We start from the raw sequence: 13,519 nt of genomic DNA, 5'->3' as shown, positions 1-13,519 counted from the left end.
GCGGAAAGGGTGGAGCGGTGACCTCAGCAGGGGCAGGAGCCTGCCCGATTCCCTCGCCAGCCGCAACTGCCCACACCACGCACCTTTTTAGGAGAGGTCATGGCATCTCGCAGGGAAGTTCTGACGGTGGGCGCGCTGGGCGCCTTCGGTATGGTCGGTATGAAAGGTTCAGACGCCGCCGCCCTGCTGCCGTCCGCCCCCGCCCCCATTACCTCGAGTCAGCTGGCTCCCCGGAACACGCCGGTTCCCTATAGAGGGGTGTTCCGCCGCCCGCCGGTGCTTGCGCCGTTCGCAACCGGACACGACGACGGTGACCCGGCGCGCCCGTTCGCCCGTTATGCCCTCACCAAGAAGCTCGGTCAGGCGCAGTTTGTGCCCGGCCTGTCCACCACGGTGGCAGGGTACAACGGCATTTTCCCCGGCCCCACAATCCGGGCCGCGCAGGGCACCCGGGTCGAAGTCCGGATCCGTAACGCCTTCCCCGGGACCGGCCTGCTGTTTCCCGGGGCCATCAACACCGTCACGCACCTGCACGGCTCGGCATCGCTCCCTCAGTACGACGGCTACGCCAACGACATCACCGTGCCGGGAAATGTCAAGAACTACCACTACCCCAACTGGCAGACGGCGCGGACCCTCTGGTACCACGATCACAAGCACCACATCACGGCCCAGAACGTGTACTCGGGCCTCGCCGGGTTCTACCCGCTGTCCGACCGCTTCGAGCGGGCGCAGCTGCCGCAGGGCGAGTTCGACGTTCCCCTGATGATTTCGGACGCCATGTTCAACGCGGACGGATCCTTGGCCTACAACGACAACGACGTCAAGGGACTGTGGGGCGACATCATCATGGTCAACGGCGTGCCCTGGCCGACCATGAAGGTCAAGCCCCGCATCTACCGGTTCCGGGTGCTCGATGCCTCGGTAGCCCGTTCGTACCGCCCCACGCTGTCGACCGGAGATCCGGTCTACGTGGTCGGGACCGACGGAGGCATGGTGCCCAAGGTCCAGGCGGAGGCCTCGTGGCGGCAGGGCACGGCGGAGCGCTACGAGGTCCTGGTGGACTTCCGGCATTACCGGGCGGGGCAGATGATCGAGCTGCGGAACCTGAGCAACAAGAACAACATCGACTTCGCCAATACGGGAAAGATCATGCGGTTCGAGGTCGTGGCCGACTCCGGCTCCAGCGCCGGCTCCATCCCCAGCATCCCCGCGACGCTGGACGACGGCGGGGTGCCGAATGCGGCTCAGGGGCGGCATCGCTACCATGAGCCTGACTCCGGACATGGCCGTGGCCACGCGGCACCTCACGGTCGATCGGGAGCACGGAGAATGGACGATCAACGGCGTCCGCTGGGATGACGTGGAGAAGTCCGGGTTTACCAAGCTCTTCGGCAACCCTCGGCCCTTTGACATTGAGCAGTGGACCATCACGAACCAGTCCGGCGGCTGGTTCCACCCGGTCCACATCCATTTCATCGACTTCAAGATCATCGCCCGCAACACCAGCGGCGGAAAACCGTTCGCGTGGGAGACCGGGCCCAAGGACGTCGTCTACGCGGGTGAGAACGAGTCCATCACGGCGCTCATGCAGTTCAACACCGGACCCGACACCGGAGGAGGAGGAGGACGCTACATGATGCATTGCCACAACCTGGTGCACGAGGACCACGACATGATGGTGCAGTTCTCCATAGGTGACCTGCGCAAAAACGACCCGATCACCACTGACCCGCCCGTCCGTGACACCTTGCCGGCGGATCACTTCCGTCCGGTGTACCTGACCGGGTTCCCTGCCGGGACCTGAACAATCAGCGGGAATCTTGGCCGCATCGCAGGGGAGGTAGGTGCATGGCGCTCGACGAGGACGTTGTTACGGCGATCTACCGTGAGCACGGCAGCGCCCTGCGCCGGTTTGCGCTGAACGCTTCACTGGACCCTGTGCTGGCGGACGACATCGTGCGCGAAACGGTGCTGCGGGTCCAGCAAGCGCCGAAGACTACCGGCGCCATGCGCAGCTATCTGTTCAGGACGGCGCGAAACATCATGATCGACAACTACCGGAAGTCACAGCGCTGGCCGCCAGAGGCTGAGGAGCGTGGTGTCGCTCATCCCGTCTCAGTCTCAGGGCGGATCGATGAGCTGCTCAACAGGGTCCTGGTGGAAGAGGCCCCGCTGAGGCTCAGCACGGAACACAGGGACGTGCTGGTGGCACTGCACTACCGCCGCTTCACGGTGAGTGAGGCGGCGTTGCAACTCAATATTCCAACCGGCACGGTGAAATCGCGCGCCTTCTATGCGCTGAAGGCCCTCCGGACGATCCTAGACGAAGGGAAATAAAACGATAAACGTTGCGGGCGGCAAGGGGTTGGCTGAGCCTCCCGATGAGTGCATGTCCGCCACTCACGGGAACGCTGCGGACCAAATGTTCCTGCCTGGCTGTGATGGCTCCTTCCGCGGCGGAGACCTGAATTGTGCGCGGGTTGGCTACCTGAACCGGAGCTGCACGATGTTCGCACCAGCGCGCAACGCTCTAGGCTGCCGTTAGCAGCGCCACCGTGCGCTTCAAAAACAAAACCCCCTACCGGCCTTGGCCCGTAGGGGGTTTGTGTTCGCGTTATGGATAGTTGCGTGAACTACCCATGGTGGGTGGAGATGGGGGGAATTGAACCCCCTAAAAACCCTTATGAACACTGGGAACTGTCATCACAGCCCGCGCCTTTAGTGCTGTTAGATGTTTAGGTCAAACGCTAAACACACCCAATGTGTTATCCGTGATGACACGATCCCGGGGCGGCTGATCTTCTGAAATCAACCATTTCCGGCTGCGCCTTTCGCCACCAGCACGGCCGCCAGCGATGCCAGGATATTCCGGTCCTCCGGCGGCAATCCCCCGGCCCCGGCCAGCATCAAATCAGTGGTGTTGCCCTCCCCGACGTCGAGCCCCACTTGTCGGGCCGCCGCCAGCAAGACCTCAGTTTCCGAAGCGCCCAGGCCCCGGGCGAACGCACGGATCGTCTCAGGGTCCGGCAGGAGCTTCCGCTGAAACTTCGGATCGCCCCACTGCTGCCACGTGGACAGCTTCGACGGGTGTCCGAGCCCGGCGGCCTTCTCCATCAGCTCGCGGAACGACCGCTCACCCTTGACCTGCGCCATCAGGCCGGCCAGCGTCGGGCCCGTCACGGCACGGCCAGCGATCCGCCGAGCTTGTCCTTCAGCTTGCCCAGCGTGCCGGCGTCACCCTGGATCAGCCACCGGGCGCCCGCCAGGTATGGATCCTTGGTGAAGTCGTGCGTCGCCTTCGCGATGTTGAGGTCAGCGTCCTTGTCGAACACGGACACCCCCATCGACGCCGAGCACTTCACGAAATCCTCGCCGAACTTGTCGTTGTGCTTGACCGCGTCACCGGGGCATTCCACGCCGGACGCGATCACCGCATCCCGCAGCTTCGTTGCGTTCTCATAGGTGGCATCCTTCTGCGGACCACCACATCCTGCCATTACCAGCACTATCACAGGTGCCGCCAAAAGAACCTTTTTCACCAATCCCCGTTTCTCAACACCGGCCAATCCTTCATAGGACCGACTCTTCTCGCCAGATACTGCGCCTCATCGAACGTCAAAATCCCGAACCGACGCACCAATACGGACAAATCCACATCCAGGAGCTCGGCCACCTCCTGCGGATGATCCGCCCACTCCATCGCGGCCGCCAGCTCCTCAACGCTGATCAGCCGCCGCGCCGTCTCCATCTCGACATGATGCTCAATCCGGGCATCAAACCAGCCATGCCCGGTCGCAACATCCCCGCGCTCCCAATGGATCATCTCGTGCACCAGCGTGCACCGCTGCGTCGTTTTCGATGTCCTCGGATCGAGAATGATCAGATTCTTACCCAGGTCATACTCACCTACGCGATCCCCCGGCAGGTGCCGGTAGGTCACTTTAGGCAGGGTCGTCACCCTCGTCTGGCTTCGCATTCTTGACCGTCCTTGCAGCATTCCCCAAAGGTTGTTCGATCAAGCTATCGGCCCGGGGGGACATTTTGTGAACGGTAGCCAGCGTTTCAGGCCGGCTTGACTTCTTCTCCTCCAGAGGTTCTGGCGGATGTTGACTCTTCTTCTTGGTGACATGTTCATGCTCGGACTCCTTCGCGTTCACCAGGGATCGGATGATCACCTGGACCGCCTCCTTTTCGCTCGGAGACAGCTTTTCAGTTCCCTTAGGCAGCCGGAGTGGTTCCTCCCGGCGCCCGGTTCGAATCTCATTCAGCTGCGCAACGGTGACCCGCAGTGCTTGAGCGATCTTCTCAACGGACTCGTCCGACCCCGGCTTGCCATGCAGGACGATGCCGGCCACGGTAGCCGGGCTAACGCCGCATGCTTCGCTCAGCTTCCGCATCGACGGGTAGCCCGCCCTGACCATCAGGTCTTCCCACTGGGGTGATATCTCGCTCATGGGTTTACTGTCCGTCCTATCCGCTAAACACGTCAATACTTGTATTCGCCTAAACACTACTTGGGTAGTCCACAAAGAACATGCGTGTGATTCGCGTGTTTACGCGGTTTTTCGGGCCAGCCCGAAAGAAACTTCTTCGAAAGTGTGGACAAACACTGTCCACACTGTTTACTGTTTGGGGTAACCACTAAACAGCAGAAGGGAGAACCCCATGGCGCTCACCAAGGTAAAAAAGCACACCGTCAGACTCACCAGCACGCAAATCTTCAACGACGTCCGCGACTACAACGGGTACTCGGTCCGCACGCTCACCGACGCCGTCGACAACCACCTTGCCTCAATGGCCAGGAAGAACAACGGAGGGCGCGCCGTAAAACGAGCCGACCGGCCCACCGTCTCCAAATCCACCATCGGGAACCTCACCTCCGGCGCCCGCGACACGTGCAGCGCGGACGTCGCCAAAGCCATCGCCGCCGTCTTCAAAGTCCCCGCCAACACCCTCTTCACCTCCAAGATCACCACCGTCACCCGCGAAGTCAGGAGCACCAAATGACCAGAGCTGCAGTCTTCGAAGACCCCAACACCCCCGACTGGACCGGCCAGGCCCTCGCGGCGATCGAAGCCGCCGCCCTCGCCGGCAAGCCCTTCGACGCCTACGCGCTCACCAAAGGCGGCCTCGAAGCCCCGGCGCACCCGTCCATGTGGGGGCAGCTATTCAAGGAAGCCTCCCGCGCCAAGATCATCCGCAAGGTCGGCTACCACGAATCATCCCGCCCCGGCCGCTCCCGCGGAGTCTGCGCAGTCTGGCAGGGCGCAAGCGCGTGACCCACATCGAAGCAATCCGCCACGCCGTCACCGTCATCATCGACGCCGACCTCGACCTCACCCAAACCCGGGCCGCCGTCATGTCGGTCATCCCGAAAGAGTTCCGCATCGCCCATGACTGACACCCCCCGCACCTACACCGTCACCCAGCTCGCCGAAATTCTCCAGCTCAAGCCGGCCACCATTCGCGCCAAAGCCCGCGACGGCACCTGGCCCTACCTCCAATTCGGGCCCCGCACCGTCCGCTTCACCGAACACCACCTAGCAACCATCCTCACCACATCCGAAGCAAGCCCGCCACAACAGCGGCAGACCCGCCGCACAAGGAGACCGAAGTGACCACCACGCCGAAAGACCGAGTCCGCGAAATACTCAGCGGCTTGTTTGGCGGCAGCACCAGCCACGCAGTCGACGCCCTCGACGAAGAGTTCATCTTCATCGCCCGCAACGACTTCCCCACCGTCCAGCACTCCCCCACCGACAAGAACACCTACCTCGTAGGCGACGACCACATCATCTTCACCAGCATCAAAGAGGCGAGGGTGACCGCCATGCAGGACCTCGCCGTGTGGCAGTTCATGACTGCCGAACACGACGCCCAGTACAAACGCCTCGACGACCTGGCCGCCGAGTTCTCCGGGCGGCCCGACGCCGAGTTCGTCAAGCAGCCTGCCTCCACCCAGCTGGCCATCCTCAAAATCATCGAACTCGAGGCTGACAAATGAAAAACGAGCACCAGTGCCACGACTACGTCGAGTGGACCGGCAACATCCGCGTCCACCACACCTGCACCCATACCCACGAAACCAGATAGGAGCACCGCAATGAGCACCCGCAAAGTCACCGAAGACCGCGCACGGCAGATCATCCTCTCGCAGTGCCGGCAGTTCGTAGAAGACACTCCGGCCGCCGAGCCCGGCCACGAATGGGACATCCGCGTCGAGCACCTCGCCAAGCACCTTGACAGCGAAACCGGCGCCGACATCAGCGAGAAGGCCACCGGCGCCATCCGCGAACTCCTCGCCACGCTCGAAGAGCTCCAGTCTGTCGAACTCGGCACCCACTGGCGCATCGTCATCAACCGCGACCTCACCATCGACAACCGGCCCGATCTCCGCGACGAACTAACCCACCGCACCCTCCGCGACCATATGTACGCGCTGCTCCAGGAGTCCGCGTTCACCCCTGCAAGGCACGCGGCATGAGCCCCTGCACTCGGATCCACCTCACGGAACGGGGCGAACAGCTCGCCGACATCGCCGCCGCGATCCTCGCCCTCGTCATCATCCCCGCAACCGGCTTCACGCTCTGCTGGGTACTCATCCCATGAGCACGGCACTCGACACCGACCTCGCCGCACTCGTCGGGGAGATGGAGGCTCCGGCATGCGAAGGCGTCATGCACGCCGTCGAAATCGCCGCACATGGCGGGCCAGCAGCCCACTACACACGCCTGGCCTGCCCGGAATGTGGGATAAAGCCGATCAAAGCCCACTGCGCACCGTTCGTCAGATGGGCCCGCCAGTCCAACAGCATGGTCATATGCCCGGACTGCAAATGCGTATCCTACGCACCGGACACCATCGCCATCCTCGGCCCGGTGAACCAGTGAGTGCCGGCCGCTGCGGCACATGCGGTTGGCCCATGCGCCCCAAGCGCACCAGCCTCGCCAAGCACCCCGACACGAAGCTCACCCACCACAAAGGCGCCTGTACCCTTTGCAACGCGGAAGCGGCCAAGCGCGGCGCCCCCCGACCCGCCTTCGAGCTCAACTCGGCCGCCGCCGCACTCGGATACTGGCTCAACGACCGCCGCAACCGCGGCGTCCCGGAACACGGCTACCCCATCTGAAGTAACACCCCTCAAGCTCGGTCCATGTTTAGTAGTTGAACCACTATTTTTTGTCACTACAAACATGTAGAGTGAACTCATTACCCACAGACCTATCCCCACTGAGAGGTAACAACTCATGAGCAAGATCAAGTTCGCCGAATTCAGCAAGTTCCAGCGCCTCAACTACGTCCAGATCGCCCCCACAGGATCGCTCGTCGCCCTTGCCGGCAAGAACAAGCAGGGCAAGTCCAGCATCCTCGACGCCTTCGAAGCCGCCATCTGCGGCCACAACGGCCGCGTCATCACCCGCCCCATCAACGACGGCGCAGACAAGGCCGGCATCACCGTCGAAACCGACGACGGACTCATCATCACCCGCACCTACACCCCTGCCGGGTCCAAGCTCGTCATCAAGGCTGCCGACGGTGCCAAGTACGGCCAGGCCAAGCTCGACTCCCTCATCGGATCGCTCGGCATCGACGCCTCCCAGTTCGCCAGCCTCAACGACAAGGACCAGCTCAAGACGCTGCTCGGACTCGTTGACCTGCCGTTCGACCCGGCGCAGCTCGACAAGGAGCGCGCCGAGCTCTTCGCTAGCCGCACCGACGTGAACCGCAGTATGAAGGACCTGCAGGCTCAAGGCGCCGCGTTCATGCCCACACCCGAGGGGCTCCCCGAGGATGAGGTCAGCGTCTCCGCCCTCGTCTCCGAGTACCGGAAGAACGAGATGCTGAACCGGGAAATCCTCGCGGCCAGGCAGTCCGCAACCGACGCCGCCGCGGCCGTCGAACGACTGAAAGCCGAGCTGGCCAACGCCGAGGTCGTCTTTGCGAATGCCGCCGCCCGCGCAAAGTCGGCACCCGCACTCATGGACGTCGACGCAATGCAGGCCCAGCTCGACAGCGCCGAGGAAACCAATGCCCAGATCCGACTGGCCAACGAAAAGGCGGCCATCGATTCCCGGCTCACGATTGCCCTGCAGGAGGCATCCGACCTGACTGACGGCATCGAAGAGATCGACGCGCAGAAGGCCGCCGGGCTCGCCGCGGCCAAGTTCCCCGTCGAGGGCCTCGGTTTCGACGCCGACGGCGTGCTCTACAACGGTCGACCCTTCAACCGCGCATCCTCCGCCGAGAAGGTCCTCGTCTCCGCCGCCATGATGATCGCCCTCAACCCCGAGCTCCGCGTCCTCATCGTCCGCAACGGCAACGAACTCGACTCCGACAGCCTGGCTGCACTCGAAGCCATGGCCGCCGACGCCGACTTCCAGATCTTCATCGAGATCGTCAACGAGACCGGAGACTTCGGAATCACGATCGAAGACGGCGAGGTCGCGGCATGACCTGCTACTGCGGCCGGCTCTACACATGTGACGACTGCGGCGCCGACCTTTGCAACGATCCCTGCGAACGCGACGGCGCACCCCAAACCCAGGCCGAAGTCACCTCCGGCCACATCAACCCAACCCAAGCACGCATGAACGCTTGGACCGAAAAGCAGGAGGCAACGCGATGAGCACCAAGACAGCGCCGAAAGGCCTGACCTTCACCCACAACGGCCACCGATACAAGCTCGACGGGCTCCCCGTCACCGGCGTGACCACGATCCTGGGCGGCGGCATCCCGAAGCCGGCGCTGGTCCGCTGGGCGCCCCGCGTCGTCGCTGAATGGGTGGTCCACCCCGACAACCGGACCCGCGTCGATGAACTGCTCAACGGCGACCCGGACGCCGCTATCCGCGAACTCAAGGAACTGCCCACCAAGGTCCGCGACGAGGCCGCAGTGCGCGGCACCGCCGTTCACGACTTCGCCGAAGCACTGGCTACCACCGGGTCCGTGGAGGACGTGCCCGATGACCTCGCCGGATACGTCGAAGGCTACGCAGACTTCCTCGACCGCTTCCAGATCACCCCGCTCCTGACCGAGCGGCCGTGTGCGAACCGCACCGACTGGTGGGCCGGGATGTTCGACATGATCGGCACCTCACCCCTGCTCAACGGGGGGGCCCCGGTCATGGTCGACCTCAAAACCTCCAAGTTCGTCTACGGGGAAACCGGACTGCAGACGGCCGCCTACTCACTCGCCGAGTTCTACATGGACGCCGATGGCAACGAGCAGCCCATGCCCGAGATCGTCGCCACCTATGTCGCCCACGTGACCCCCATGGACCGGGACGGCGTCAACGCCCGGTACGGCGACGCACCGCTCGGCACCACGCTCTACCCGCTCGCCAAGAACCGGGACGAGATGAACGGCCACTATGCCATGTTCCTGGCCGCAGCTTACACGCACAAGACCACCAAACTCCGCGACGCCATCGTCGGCACACCCGTCAACATCGAACAGAAAGTAGAAGCAGCATGAGCGAAGTAGCAACACTCAACCAGGTCGGCGCATTGTCGACGCCCGGACACGGCCTGCCGCAGACAGCAGCCGTAATTCAGCTTCATGAATGGGCGGCCGAACTCGCCGCAGCCCACCAGCTCGGCCGGGCTCTGGCCATGTCTAGCTTCCTCCCCATGGGGCTCCGCAAGAAGGGCAAGGATGGATGGAAGAATCAGGACGAGCTGACCAATGACGCCGCTGCGATCATCCTGGCCGGAAAGTCCGTCGGCCTCGACCCCATGCAGTCGGTCCAAAACATCTTTCCCGTTCACGGTATGCCGAGCATGTACGCCCGGACGATGGTTGCGCTCGTGCTCGCGCAGGGGCACGACTGCACACGAACTGAAGCGACGAATCAGAGCGTCACCTACAAGGCCCGTCGCAAGGGCGACGCTGACTGGCAGTACTTTACGTGGGACATGGCACGCGCCCGCAAGGCCGGGTATACGAGCAACGCGAAATACGAGTCCGATCCGATCGCAATGCTCGGTGCCAAGTCTGCCGCTGAAGCATGCCGCGTCGTATTCCCTGACGTCCTCCTCGGCATGGCGTACAGCGTCGAAGAACTCGAGCTCGAGGACTTAGGTGAATCTCCCGACCCTGCGCCGTCATCGGCGGAGGCGCCCAAGGCCAAGCGCACCATTCAGCGTGCGAAGGCCCCCACACCTGCCCTCCCCGACGTGGTGCACGACGCCCCGCAGGATGACCTCGAGGAGTCCCTGCCGGCCGAACCGGAGCCCATTCTCGATCCGATCACCACGGCGCAACTCACCAAGCTCAACATCGTCCTTCAAGAGCAGGGCCTCACCGAGCGCGACGACAAGCTCAAGTACCTGTCCACCTACCTCGAGCGACCCATCAACTCCTCCCGGGACCTCACCAAAGCCGAAGCCCACCGCCTCATCGACGAACACGAAACGGACGCAGCATAACCATGGCCAACGAAACCATCATCACAGTCATCGGAAACCTCACCAACGACCCCGAACTCCGCTTCAACCCCAACGGGTCAGCCGTAGCAAACTTCACGATCGCGTCCACGCCCCGGACGTTCGACCGCCAGTCCAATGAATGGAAGGACGGCGAGACGCTGTTCCTCCGGGCCTCAGTCTGGCGGGATGCTGCCGAAAACGTGGCCGAGTCCCTAACGAAGGGAATGCGCGTCATCGTCTCCGGCCGCCTCAAGCAGCGCTCCTATGACACCAAAGAAGGTGAGAAGCGCACCGTGATTGAACTGGAGGTGGACGAGATTGGCCCCAGCCTCCGGTACGCGAACGCAAAGGTCAACCGGACGCAGCGTGCTGGCAACACCGGCGGCCAGGGTGGCGGCCAGCACGGCCAAGCCGCCGGCGGCAACTGGGGCGGCGGTCAGGCCGCAGCGCAGAAAGACCCGTGGGCCACACCCCCGCATGGCGCAGGGAACGGCGGGGTCTGGGGCAACGGGCCCGACTCAGAGCCGCCGTTCTAAACCCCCTTTTTTGTCCTCTCTGTTCAGTGTTTTACCAAATCAGGAGACACCAGTGAAAAACAAGACCGGCAAGTGGCACATCCGCCAGAAAGCCAACTTCATCACCGGCTCCCCCCAGTGGGAAACCACCCCGCCGCGGCACGTCTATGGCCCCCATGCCGAAGGCAAGCGATCCTTCCCCACTTACGACGAGGCCCTCGCGCACGTCCGGACCAGCTCCGAAAGAAGACCGCTCGTCTTCGAATCCAAGACCCATGCCGGCGAATGGTTCTGGCACCACCCTGAAGGCATGTGCGGCTGGGAGGCCGACGTAACCGTCGCCCACGAAAAGGCCCATACCGGGCGGGAGATGGGGATCTGATGGGCGACACAAAGGATGGCCCGGCCATCTACGAATCCTGCGGCACACCCTCCGGATACCGGCGCCACCTCCGCAACGGGACCGAATCCTGCCCCGGCTGCAAGCGAGCCATCGCCGACTACATGCAGACCTACCGGCACGACCGCGGCCTCAGCAAAGGCCGCCTCATCCCCGACTCAGTCCTCAAGAAGCACGGAATCAAGGTCGGCTCATGACCTCCACCGTCGCCCACCTCCCCGCTGCACGAAAGAGCAACATGCACGTCACCGTCTACACCAAGCCCCAGTGCCAGCCCTGCAAGGCCATCAAGAGATTCCTCAACAAGCACGGCATCCCGTTCCGCGAGTCGGACGTCTCGGTGAACCTGGACGACCTCCGCGCCATAAAGGCCCTCGGCTACATGGGCGCCCCGGTCGTCGCGACCACCATCGACGGCGTAGATGACCACTGGCAGGGCTATCGGCCGGACAAGCTCGACGCGATCAAGGCCATGTCGTGACCGCCACCCGGATCCGGATAAGGCACGTTCGGCCCACCGAAGCCCAGATCCTCAAGGCCCGCTACGACGAAGCCCGGCAGATCAAAAACGCATGGGAACACCGGCTGAAGACGGCGCACCTCGCGCACAAGGACGCCACCACCTACGGCGGCGACACCGAAGCCACCCGCCGCAACATCAACGCCGTGCAGATCAACCTCGCCGACGCGGCCGGCGAACTGCAAGTAGCCCTTGACCTCTGGATGCACGCCACCTCAACCCCCGAAAGAAGAGCCTCATGAAATTCACCGTCACAGCGGACGCCCTCGCCGAGGCCACGTCGTTCGCATCCAAAGGCCTCAGCCCCAGGCCACCCGTCCCCGTCCTCTCCGGACTCCTGATCGAGGCGCAGACGGGCGGCCTCCGCATCAGCGGCTTCGACTACGAGAAGTCCGCCCGCACCCAGGTCGCCGCCGATGTCACCGAGCCCGGCACTGTCCTGCTGCAGGGCCGCATGTTCGCGGACATCATCCGCAAGTTCGGGAAGAAGACCGTCACGGTCACCGTCGATGAGCGCAAGGCCACTCTCACTGCCGGGACCGCCGTCTTCACCATGCATCCCATGCCGGTCGCCGAGTTCCCGCCCATGCCAGACCTCCCGCCAGTCGCCGGTACTATCGACGGCGACGTGTTCGCCGCCGCTGTCAGCCAGATCATCGGCGCCGCCTCCACCGACGATTCCGTGCCGGTCCTCATGGGCGTCCAGATCGTCTCCGAAGGTGCCGATCTGATCATGCGCACCACCGACCGCTACCGGCTCGCTGAAGTCGTCATCCCGTGGCGCCCCACCGGGGAAGACATCAACCTTCTCGTTCGCGGATCCTGGCTGGCCGACGTCATCAAGACCCTCGCCGGGGAAGCGTCCATCCTCGCCGACGGCAACCTCGTTGGCATCCGCACCGGGAATCGGGCAACGACGTCGATCATGCTCGACGGCGACTACCCCAAGATCAAGGCACTCTTCCCGGACAGCGCCCCCACCGAGATCACCCTCGACCGCGACGAATTCGCAGACGTGCTCTCGCGTGTTGCACTCGTCGCCGAGCGCAACACGCCGGTCAAACTGACGACCGCCGGCGGCTCCATGACCGTGGAGGCCGGGACGGGCGAAGACGCGCAGGGCCGGGAAACCCTCCAGTGCGTCGTGTCAGGCGCCGACGTCGTCGTGGCCTTCAATCCCGGATACCTGGCATGGTCCCTCGCCGTCACCCCGGCGGCCGACGTTGTACTCGGATTCCAAGAGAACACCGCGAAGCCTGCGCTCGTCTCCGGAACCGAAGGCCTCCGCCACCTGCTCATGCCCGTGAGGCTCCCGTGAGCGCCCCACGTATCGAGCGGAAGTTCAAGGTCCGCTCCGTGACGGTTGACGTCGATGTCGACATCGATGAGGACTTCCTCGAAGAGAACGGCTACCACCACGAAGACGACTGCCCCGGTGGCGCCTACGACGACATGGGCGTCCCGGACCACGAAACCAACCGACGACACCTCGCGGACTGGCACGACACCGCGCACGGACTGAGCCTGTGGGCCAGCTGCCCCTACGAGCCGTGCACCCTACTCACCGATGACTTCAGGAGATCCCTTTGAGTGCCGCCAAGTTGTCACTTCAGAACGTGTTCAGAACATCAAAAATCATCACCCCGACCATCAG

At 63.5% G+C, this 13,519-nt stretch carries 26 protein-coding genes; 22 read left to right on the top strand and 4 right to left on the bottom strand.

What is annotated here, in order from left to right; genetic code table 11:
• Positions 1–99: 99 nt before the first annotated feature.
• Genes ACQCSY_RS16385 through ACQCSY_RS16375 form a run of 3 tightly spaced genes read left to right on the top strand, consistent with a single transcriptional unit; the run spans position 100 to position 2,340 of the window.
• Entirely contained in the window at positions 100–1,362 is a 1,263-nt protein-coding gene (locus ACQCSY_RS16385) for a multicopper oxidase family protein (protein ID WP_427130424.1), read from the top strand.
• Positions 1,268–1,807, top strand: a complete 540-nt coding sequence (locus tag ACQCSY_RS16380; RefSeq protein ID WP_427130423.1) for a multicopper oxidase domain-containing protein — start codon at positions 1,268–1,270, stop codon at positions 1,805–1,807. Before ACQCSY_RS16385 ends, ACQCSY_RS16380 begins: the two co-directional genes overlap by 95 nt.
• Positions 1,808–1,851: 44 nt before the next feature.
• A complete protein-coding gene (locus tag ACQCSY_RS16375) occupies positions 1,852–2,340 on the top strand; it encodes a sigma-70 family RNA polymerase sigma factor (protein WP_427130422.1) in 489 nt (162 codons plus the stop codon).
• A gap of 471 nt (positions 2,341–2,811) precedes the next feature.
• On the opposite strand, the gene ACQCSY_RS16370 is transcribed toward ACQCSY_RS16375, so the two are convergent.
• The 4 genes from ACQCSY_RS16370 to ACQCSY_RS16355 are packed head-to-tail and all read right to left on the bottom strand — an operon-like array spanning position 2,812 to position 4,457.
• On the bottom strand, positions 2,812–3,183 hold the full coding sequence (locus ACQCSY_RS16370) for a hypothetical protein (protein ID WP_427130420.1): 372 nt from the start codon (positions 3,181–3,183) through the stop codon (positions 2,812–2,814).
• Entirely contained in the window at positions 3,180–3,500 is a 321-nt protein-coding gene (locus ACQCSY_RS16365) for a hypothetical protein (protein WP_427130418.1), read from the bottom strand. Before ACQCSY_RS16365 ends, ACQCSY_RS16370 begins: the two co-directional genes overlap by 4 nt.
• Before the next feature lie 38 nt (positions 3,501–3,538).
• A complete protein-coding gene (locus tag ACQCSY_RS16360; protein ID WP_427130417.1) occupies positions 3,539–3,961 on the bottom strand; it encodes an ImmA/IrrE family metallo-endopeptidase in 423 nt (140 codons plus the stop codon).
• Positions 3,945–4,457, bottom strand: a complete 513-nt coding sequence (locus tag ACQCSY_RS16355; RefSeq protein ID WP_427130415.1) for a hypothetical protein — start codon at positions 4,455–4,457, stop codon at positions 3,945–3,947. Before ACQCSY_RS16355 ends, ACQCSY_RS16360 begins: the two co-directional genes overlap by 17 nt.
• A gap of 211 nt (positions 4,458–4,668) precedes the next feature.
• Between ACQCSY_RS16355 and ACQCSY_RS16350 the strand changes: the two genes are divergently transcribed.
• From ACQCSY_RS16350 to ACQCSY_RS16260, 19 genes are all read left to right on the top strand, one after another.
• A complete protein-coding gene (locus ACQCSY_RS16350; protein WP_427130413.1) occupies positions 4,669–5,010 on the top strand; it encodes a hypothetical protein in 342 nt (113 codons plus the stop codon).
• Complete coding sequence (locus ACQCSY_RS16345; RefSeq protein ID WP_427130412.1) at positions 5,007–5,282, top strand: hypothetical protein; 276 nt, start codon at positions 5,007–5,009, stop codon at positions 5,280–5,282. The genes ACQCSY_RS16350 and ACQCSY_RS16345 overlap by 4 nt, the downstream gene beginning before the upstream one ends.
• The gene (locus ACQCSY_RS16340) at positions 5,279–5,404 is read left to right on the top strand and encodes a hypothetical protein (RefSeq protein ID WP_427130410.1); all 126 of its coding nucleotides are present in this window, start codon (positions 5,279–5,281) and stop codon (positions 5,402–5,404) included. The genes ACQCSY_RS16345 and ACQCSY_RS16340 overlap by 4 nt, the downstream gene beginning before the upstream one ends.
• A complete protein-coding gene (locus ACQCSY_RS16335) occupies positions 5,397–5,621 on the top strand; it encodes a hypothetical protein (protein ID WP_427130408.1) in 225 nt (74 codons plus the stop codon). The genes ACQCSY_RS16340 and ACQCSY_RS16335 overlap by 8 nt, the downstream gene beginning before the upstream one ends.
• Positions 5,618–6,007 (top strand): hypothetical protein, encoded by a 390-nt coding sequence (locus ACQCSY_RS16330; protein ID WP_427130406.1) that lies wholly within the window; start codon positions 5,618–5,620, stop codon positions 6,005–6,007. The genes ACQCSY_RS16335 and ACQCSY_RS16330 overlap by 4 nt, the downstream gene beginning before the upstream one ends.
• A 99-nt stretch (positions 6,008–6,106) precedes the next feature.
• On the top strand, positions 6,107–6,487 hold the full coding sequence (locus ACQCSY_RS16325; protein WP_427130405.1) for a hypothetical protein: 381 nt from the start codon (positions 6,107–6,109) through the stop codon (positions 6,485–6,487).
• Positions 6,484–6,612 (top strand): hypothetical protein, encoded by a 129-nt coding sequence (locus ACQCSY_RS16320; protein WP_427130404.1) that lies wholly within the window; start codon positions 6,484–6,486, stop codon positions 6,610–6,612. The genes ACQCSY_RS16325 and ACQCSY_RS16320 overlap by 4 nt, the downstream gene beginning before the upstream one ends.
• Positions 6,609–6,893, top strand: a complete 285-nt coding sequence (locus ACQCSY_RS16315) for a hypothetical protein (protein WP_427130402.1) — start codon at positions 6,609–6,611, stop codon at positions 6,891–6,893. Before ACQCSY_RS16320 ends, ACQCSY_RS16315 begins: the two co-directional genes overlap by 4 nt.
• 32 nt (positions 6,894–6,925) lie before the next feature.
• Entirely contained in the window at positions 6,926–7,132 is a 207-nt protein-coding gene (locus ACQCSY_RS16310; protein ID WP_427130400.1) for a hypothetical protein, read from the top strand.
• 118 nt (positions 7,133–7,250) lie between these two features.
• Positions 7,251–8,456, top strand: a complete 1,206-nt coding sequence (locus tag ACQCSY_RS16305; RefSeq protein WP_427130399.1) for a hypothetical protein — start codon at positions 7,251–7,253, stop codon at positions 8,454–8,456.
• A gap of 169 nt (positions 8,457–8,625) precedes the next feature.
• Positions 8,626–9,477 carry a hypothetical protein gene (locus ACQCSY_RS16300; RefSeq protein WP_427130397.1) on the top strand — a complete coding sequence of 284 codons (852 nt, stop codon included), beginning with the start codon at positions 8,626–8,628 and terminating at the stop codon, positions 9,475–9,477.
• Positions 9,474–10,430 carry a hypothetical protein gene (locus ACQCSY_RS16295; protein ID WP_427130395.1) on the top strand — a complete coding sequence of 319 codons (957 nt, stop codon included), beginning with the start codon at positions 9,474–9,476 and terminating at the stop codon, positions 10,428–10,430. The genes ACQCSY_RS16300 and ACQCSY_RS16295 overlap by 4 nt, the downstream gene beginning before the upstream one ends.
• A 2-nt stretch (positions 10,431–10,432) precedes the next feature.
• A complete protein-coding gene (locus ACQCSY_RS16290; protein WP_427130393.1) occupies positions 10,433–10,966 on the top strand; it encodes a single-stranded DNA-binding protein in 534 nt (177 codons plus the stop codon).
• Between the two features lie 52 nt (positions 10,967–11,018).
• Complete coding sequence (locus ACQCSY_RS16285; protein ID WP_427130391.1) at positions 11,019–11,327, top strand: hypothetical protein; 309 nt, start codon at positions 11,019–11,021, stop codon at positions 11,325–11,327.
• Positions 11,327–11,542 carry a hypothetical protein gene (locus ACQCSY_RS16280; RefSeq protein ID WP_427130390.1) on the top strand — a complete coding sequence of 72 codons (216 nt, stop codon included), beginning with the start codon at positions 11,327–11,329 and terminating at the stop codon, positions 11,540–11,542. The genes ACQCSY_RS16285 and ACQCSY_RS16280 overlap by 1 nt, the downstream gene beginning before the upstream one ends.
• Positions 11,539–11,826, top strand: coding sequence for a glutaredoxin domain-containing protein (locus tag ACQCSY_RS16275; RefSeq protein WP_427130388.1), 288 nt, complete (start codon positions 11,539–11,541; stop codon positions 11,824–11,826). The genes ACQCSY_RS16280 and ACQCSY_RS16275 overlap by 4 nt, the downstream gene beginning before the upstream one ends.
• A complete protein-coding gene (locus ACQCSY_RS16270; protein ID WP_427130386.1) occupies positions 11,823–12,107 on the top strand; it encodes a hypothetical protein in 285 nt (94 codons plus the stop codon). The genes ACQCSY_RS16275 and ACQCSY_RS16270 overlap by 4 nt, the downstream gene beginning before the upstream one ends.
• A complete protein-coding gene (gene dnaN, locus ACQCSY_RS16265) occupies positions 12,104–13,183 on the top strand; it encodes a DNA polymerase III subunit beta (RefSeq protein ID WP_427130385.1) in 1,080 nt (359 codons plus the stop codon). The genes ACQCSY_RS16270 and dnaN overlap by 4 nt, the downstream gene beginning before the upstream one ends.
• On the top strand, positions 13,180–13,455 hold the full coding sequence (locus tag ACQCSY_RS16260; RefSeq protein WP_427130383.1) for a hypothetical protein: 276 nt from the start codon (positions 13,180–13,182) through the stop codon (positions 13,453–13,455). The genes dnaN and ACQCSY_RS16260 overlap by 4 nt, the downstream gene beginning before the upstream one ends.
• Positions 13,456–13,519 lie beyond the last annotated feature (64 nt).

The organism is Pseudarthrobacter sp. S9 (assembly GCF_050156545.1).
Lineage (GTDB): Bacteria > Actinomycetota > Actinomycetes > Actinomycetales > Micrococcaceae > Arthrobacter.
This window is presented reverse-complemented; position numbering and strand designations above follow the sequence as displayed.

Bases quoted from the DNA above. Each gene is read 5' to 3' on its own strand.
- ACQCSY_RS16385 (WP_427130424.1), top strand. From the start codon at position 100: ATGGCATCTCGCAGGGAAGTTCTGACGGTGGGCGCGCTGGGCGCCTTC.
- ACQCSY_RS16380 (WP_427130423.1), top strand. From the start codon at position 1,268: ATGAGCCTGACTCCGGACATGGCCGTGGCCACGCGGCACCTCACGGTC.
- ACQCSY_RS16375 (WP_427130422.1), top strand. From the start codon at position 1,852: ATGGCGCTCGACGAGGACGTTGTTACGGCGATCTACCGTGAGCACGGC.
- ACQCSY_RS16365 (WP_427130418.1), bottom strand. From the start codon at position 3,500: ATGGCAGGATGTGGTGGTCCGCAGAAGGATGCCACCTATGAGAACGCA.
- ACQCSY_RS16355 (WP_427130415.1), bottom strand. From the start codon at position 4,457: ATGAGCGAGATATCACCCCAGTGGGAAGACCTGATGGTCAGGGCGGGC.
- ACQCSY_RS16350 (WP_427130413.1), top strand. From the start codon at position 4,669: ATGGCGCTCACCAAGGTAAAAAAGCACACCGTCAGACTCACCAGCACG.
- ACQCSY_RS16345 (WP_427130412.1), top strand. From the start codon at position 5,007: ATGACCAGAGCTGCAGTCTTCGAAGACCCCAACACCCCCGACTGGACC.
- ACQCSY_RS16335 (WP_427130408.1), top strand. From the start codon at position 5,397: ATGACTGACACCCCCCGCACCTACACCGTCACCCAGCTCGCCGAAATT.
- ACQCSY_RS16325 (WP_427130405.1), top strand. From the start codon at position 6,107: ATGAGCACCCGCAAAGTCACCGAAGACCGCGCACGGCAGATCATCCTC.
- ACQCSY_RS16320 (WP_427130404.1), top strand. From the start codon at position 6,484: ATGAGCCCCTGCACTCGGATCCACCTCACGGAACGGGGCGAACAGCTC.
- ACQCSY_RS16315 (WP_427130402.1), top strand. From the start codon at position 6,609: ATGAGCACGGCACTCGACACCGACCTCGCCGCACTCGTCGGGGAGATG.
- ACQCSY_RS16310 (WP_427130400.1), top strand. From the start codon at position 6,926: ATGCGCCCCAAGCGCACCAGCCTCGCCAAGCACCCCGACACGAAGCTC.
- ACQCSY_RS16305 (WP_427130399.1), top strand. From the start codon at position 7,251: ATGAGCAAGATCAAGTTCGCCGAATTCAGCAAGTTCCAGCGCCTCAAC.
- ACQCSY_RS16300 (WP_427130397.1), top strand. From the start codon at position 8,626: ATGAGCACCAAGACAGCGCCGAAAGGCCTGACCTTCACCCACAACGGC.
- ACQCSY_RS16295 (WP_427130395.1), top strand. From the start codon at position 9,474: ATGAGCGAAGTAGCAACACTCAACCAGGTCGGCGCATTGTCGACGCCC.
- ACQCSY_RS16290 (WP_427130393.1), top strand. From the start codon at position 10,433: ATGGCCAACGAAACCATCATCACAGTCATCGGAAACCTCACCAACGAC.
- ACQCSY_RS16280 (WP_427130390.1), top strand. From the start codon at position 11,327: ATGGGCGACACAAAGGATGGCCCGGCCATCTACGAATCCTGCGGCACA.
- ACQCSY_RS16275 (WP_427130388.1), top strand. From the start codon at position 11,539: ATGACCTCCACCGTCGCCCACCTCCCCGCTGCACGAAAGAGCAACATG.
- dnaN (WP_427130385.1), top strand. From the start codon at position 12,104: ATGAAATTCACCGTCACAGCGGACGCCCTCGCCGAGGCCACGTCGTTC.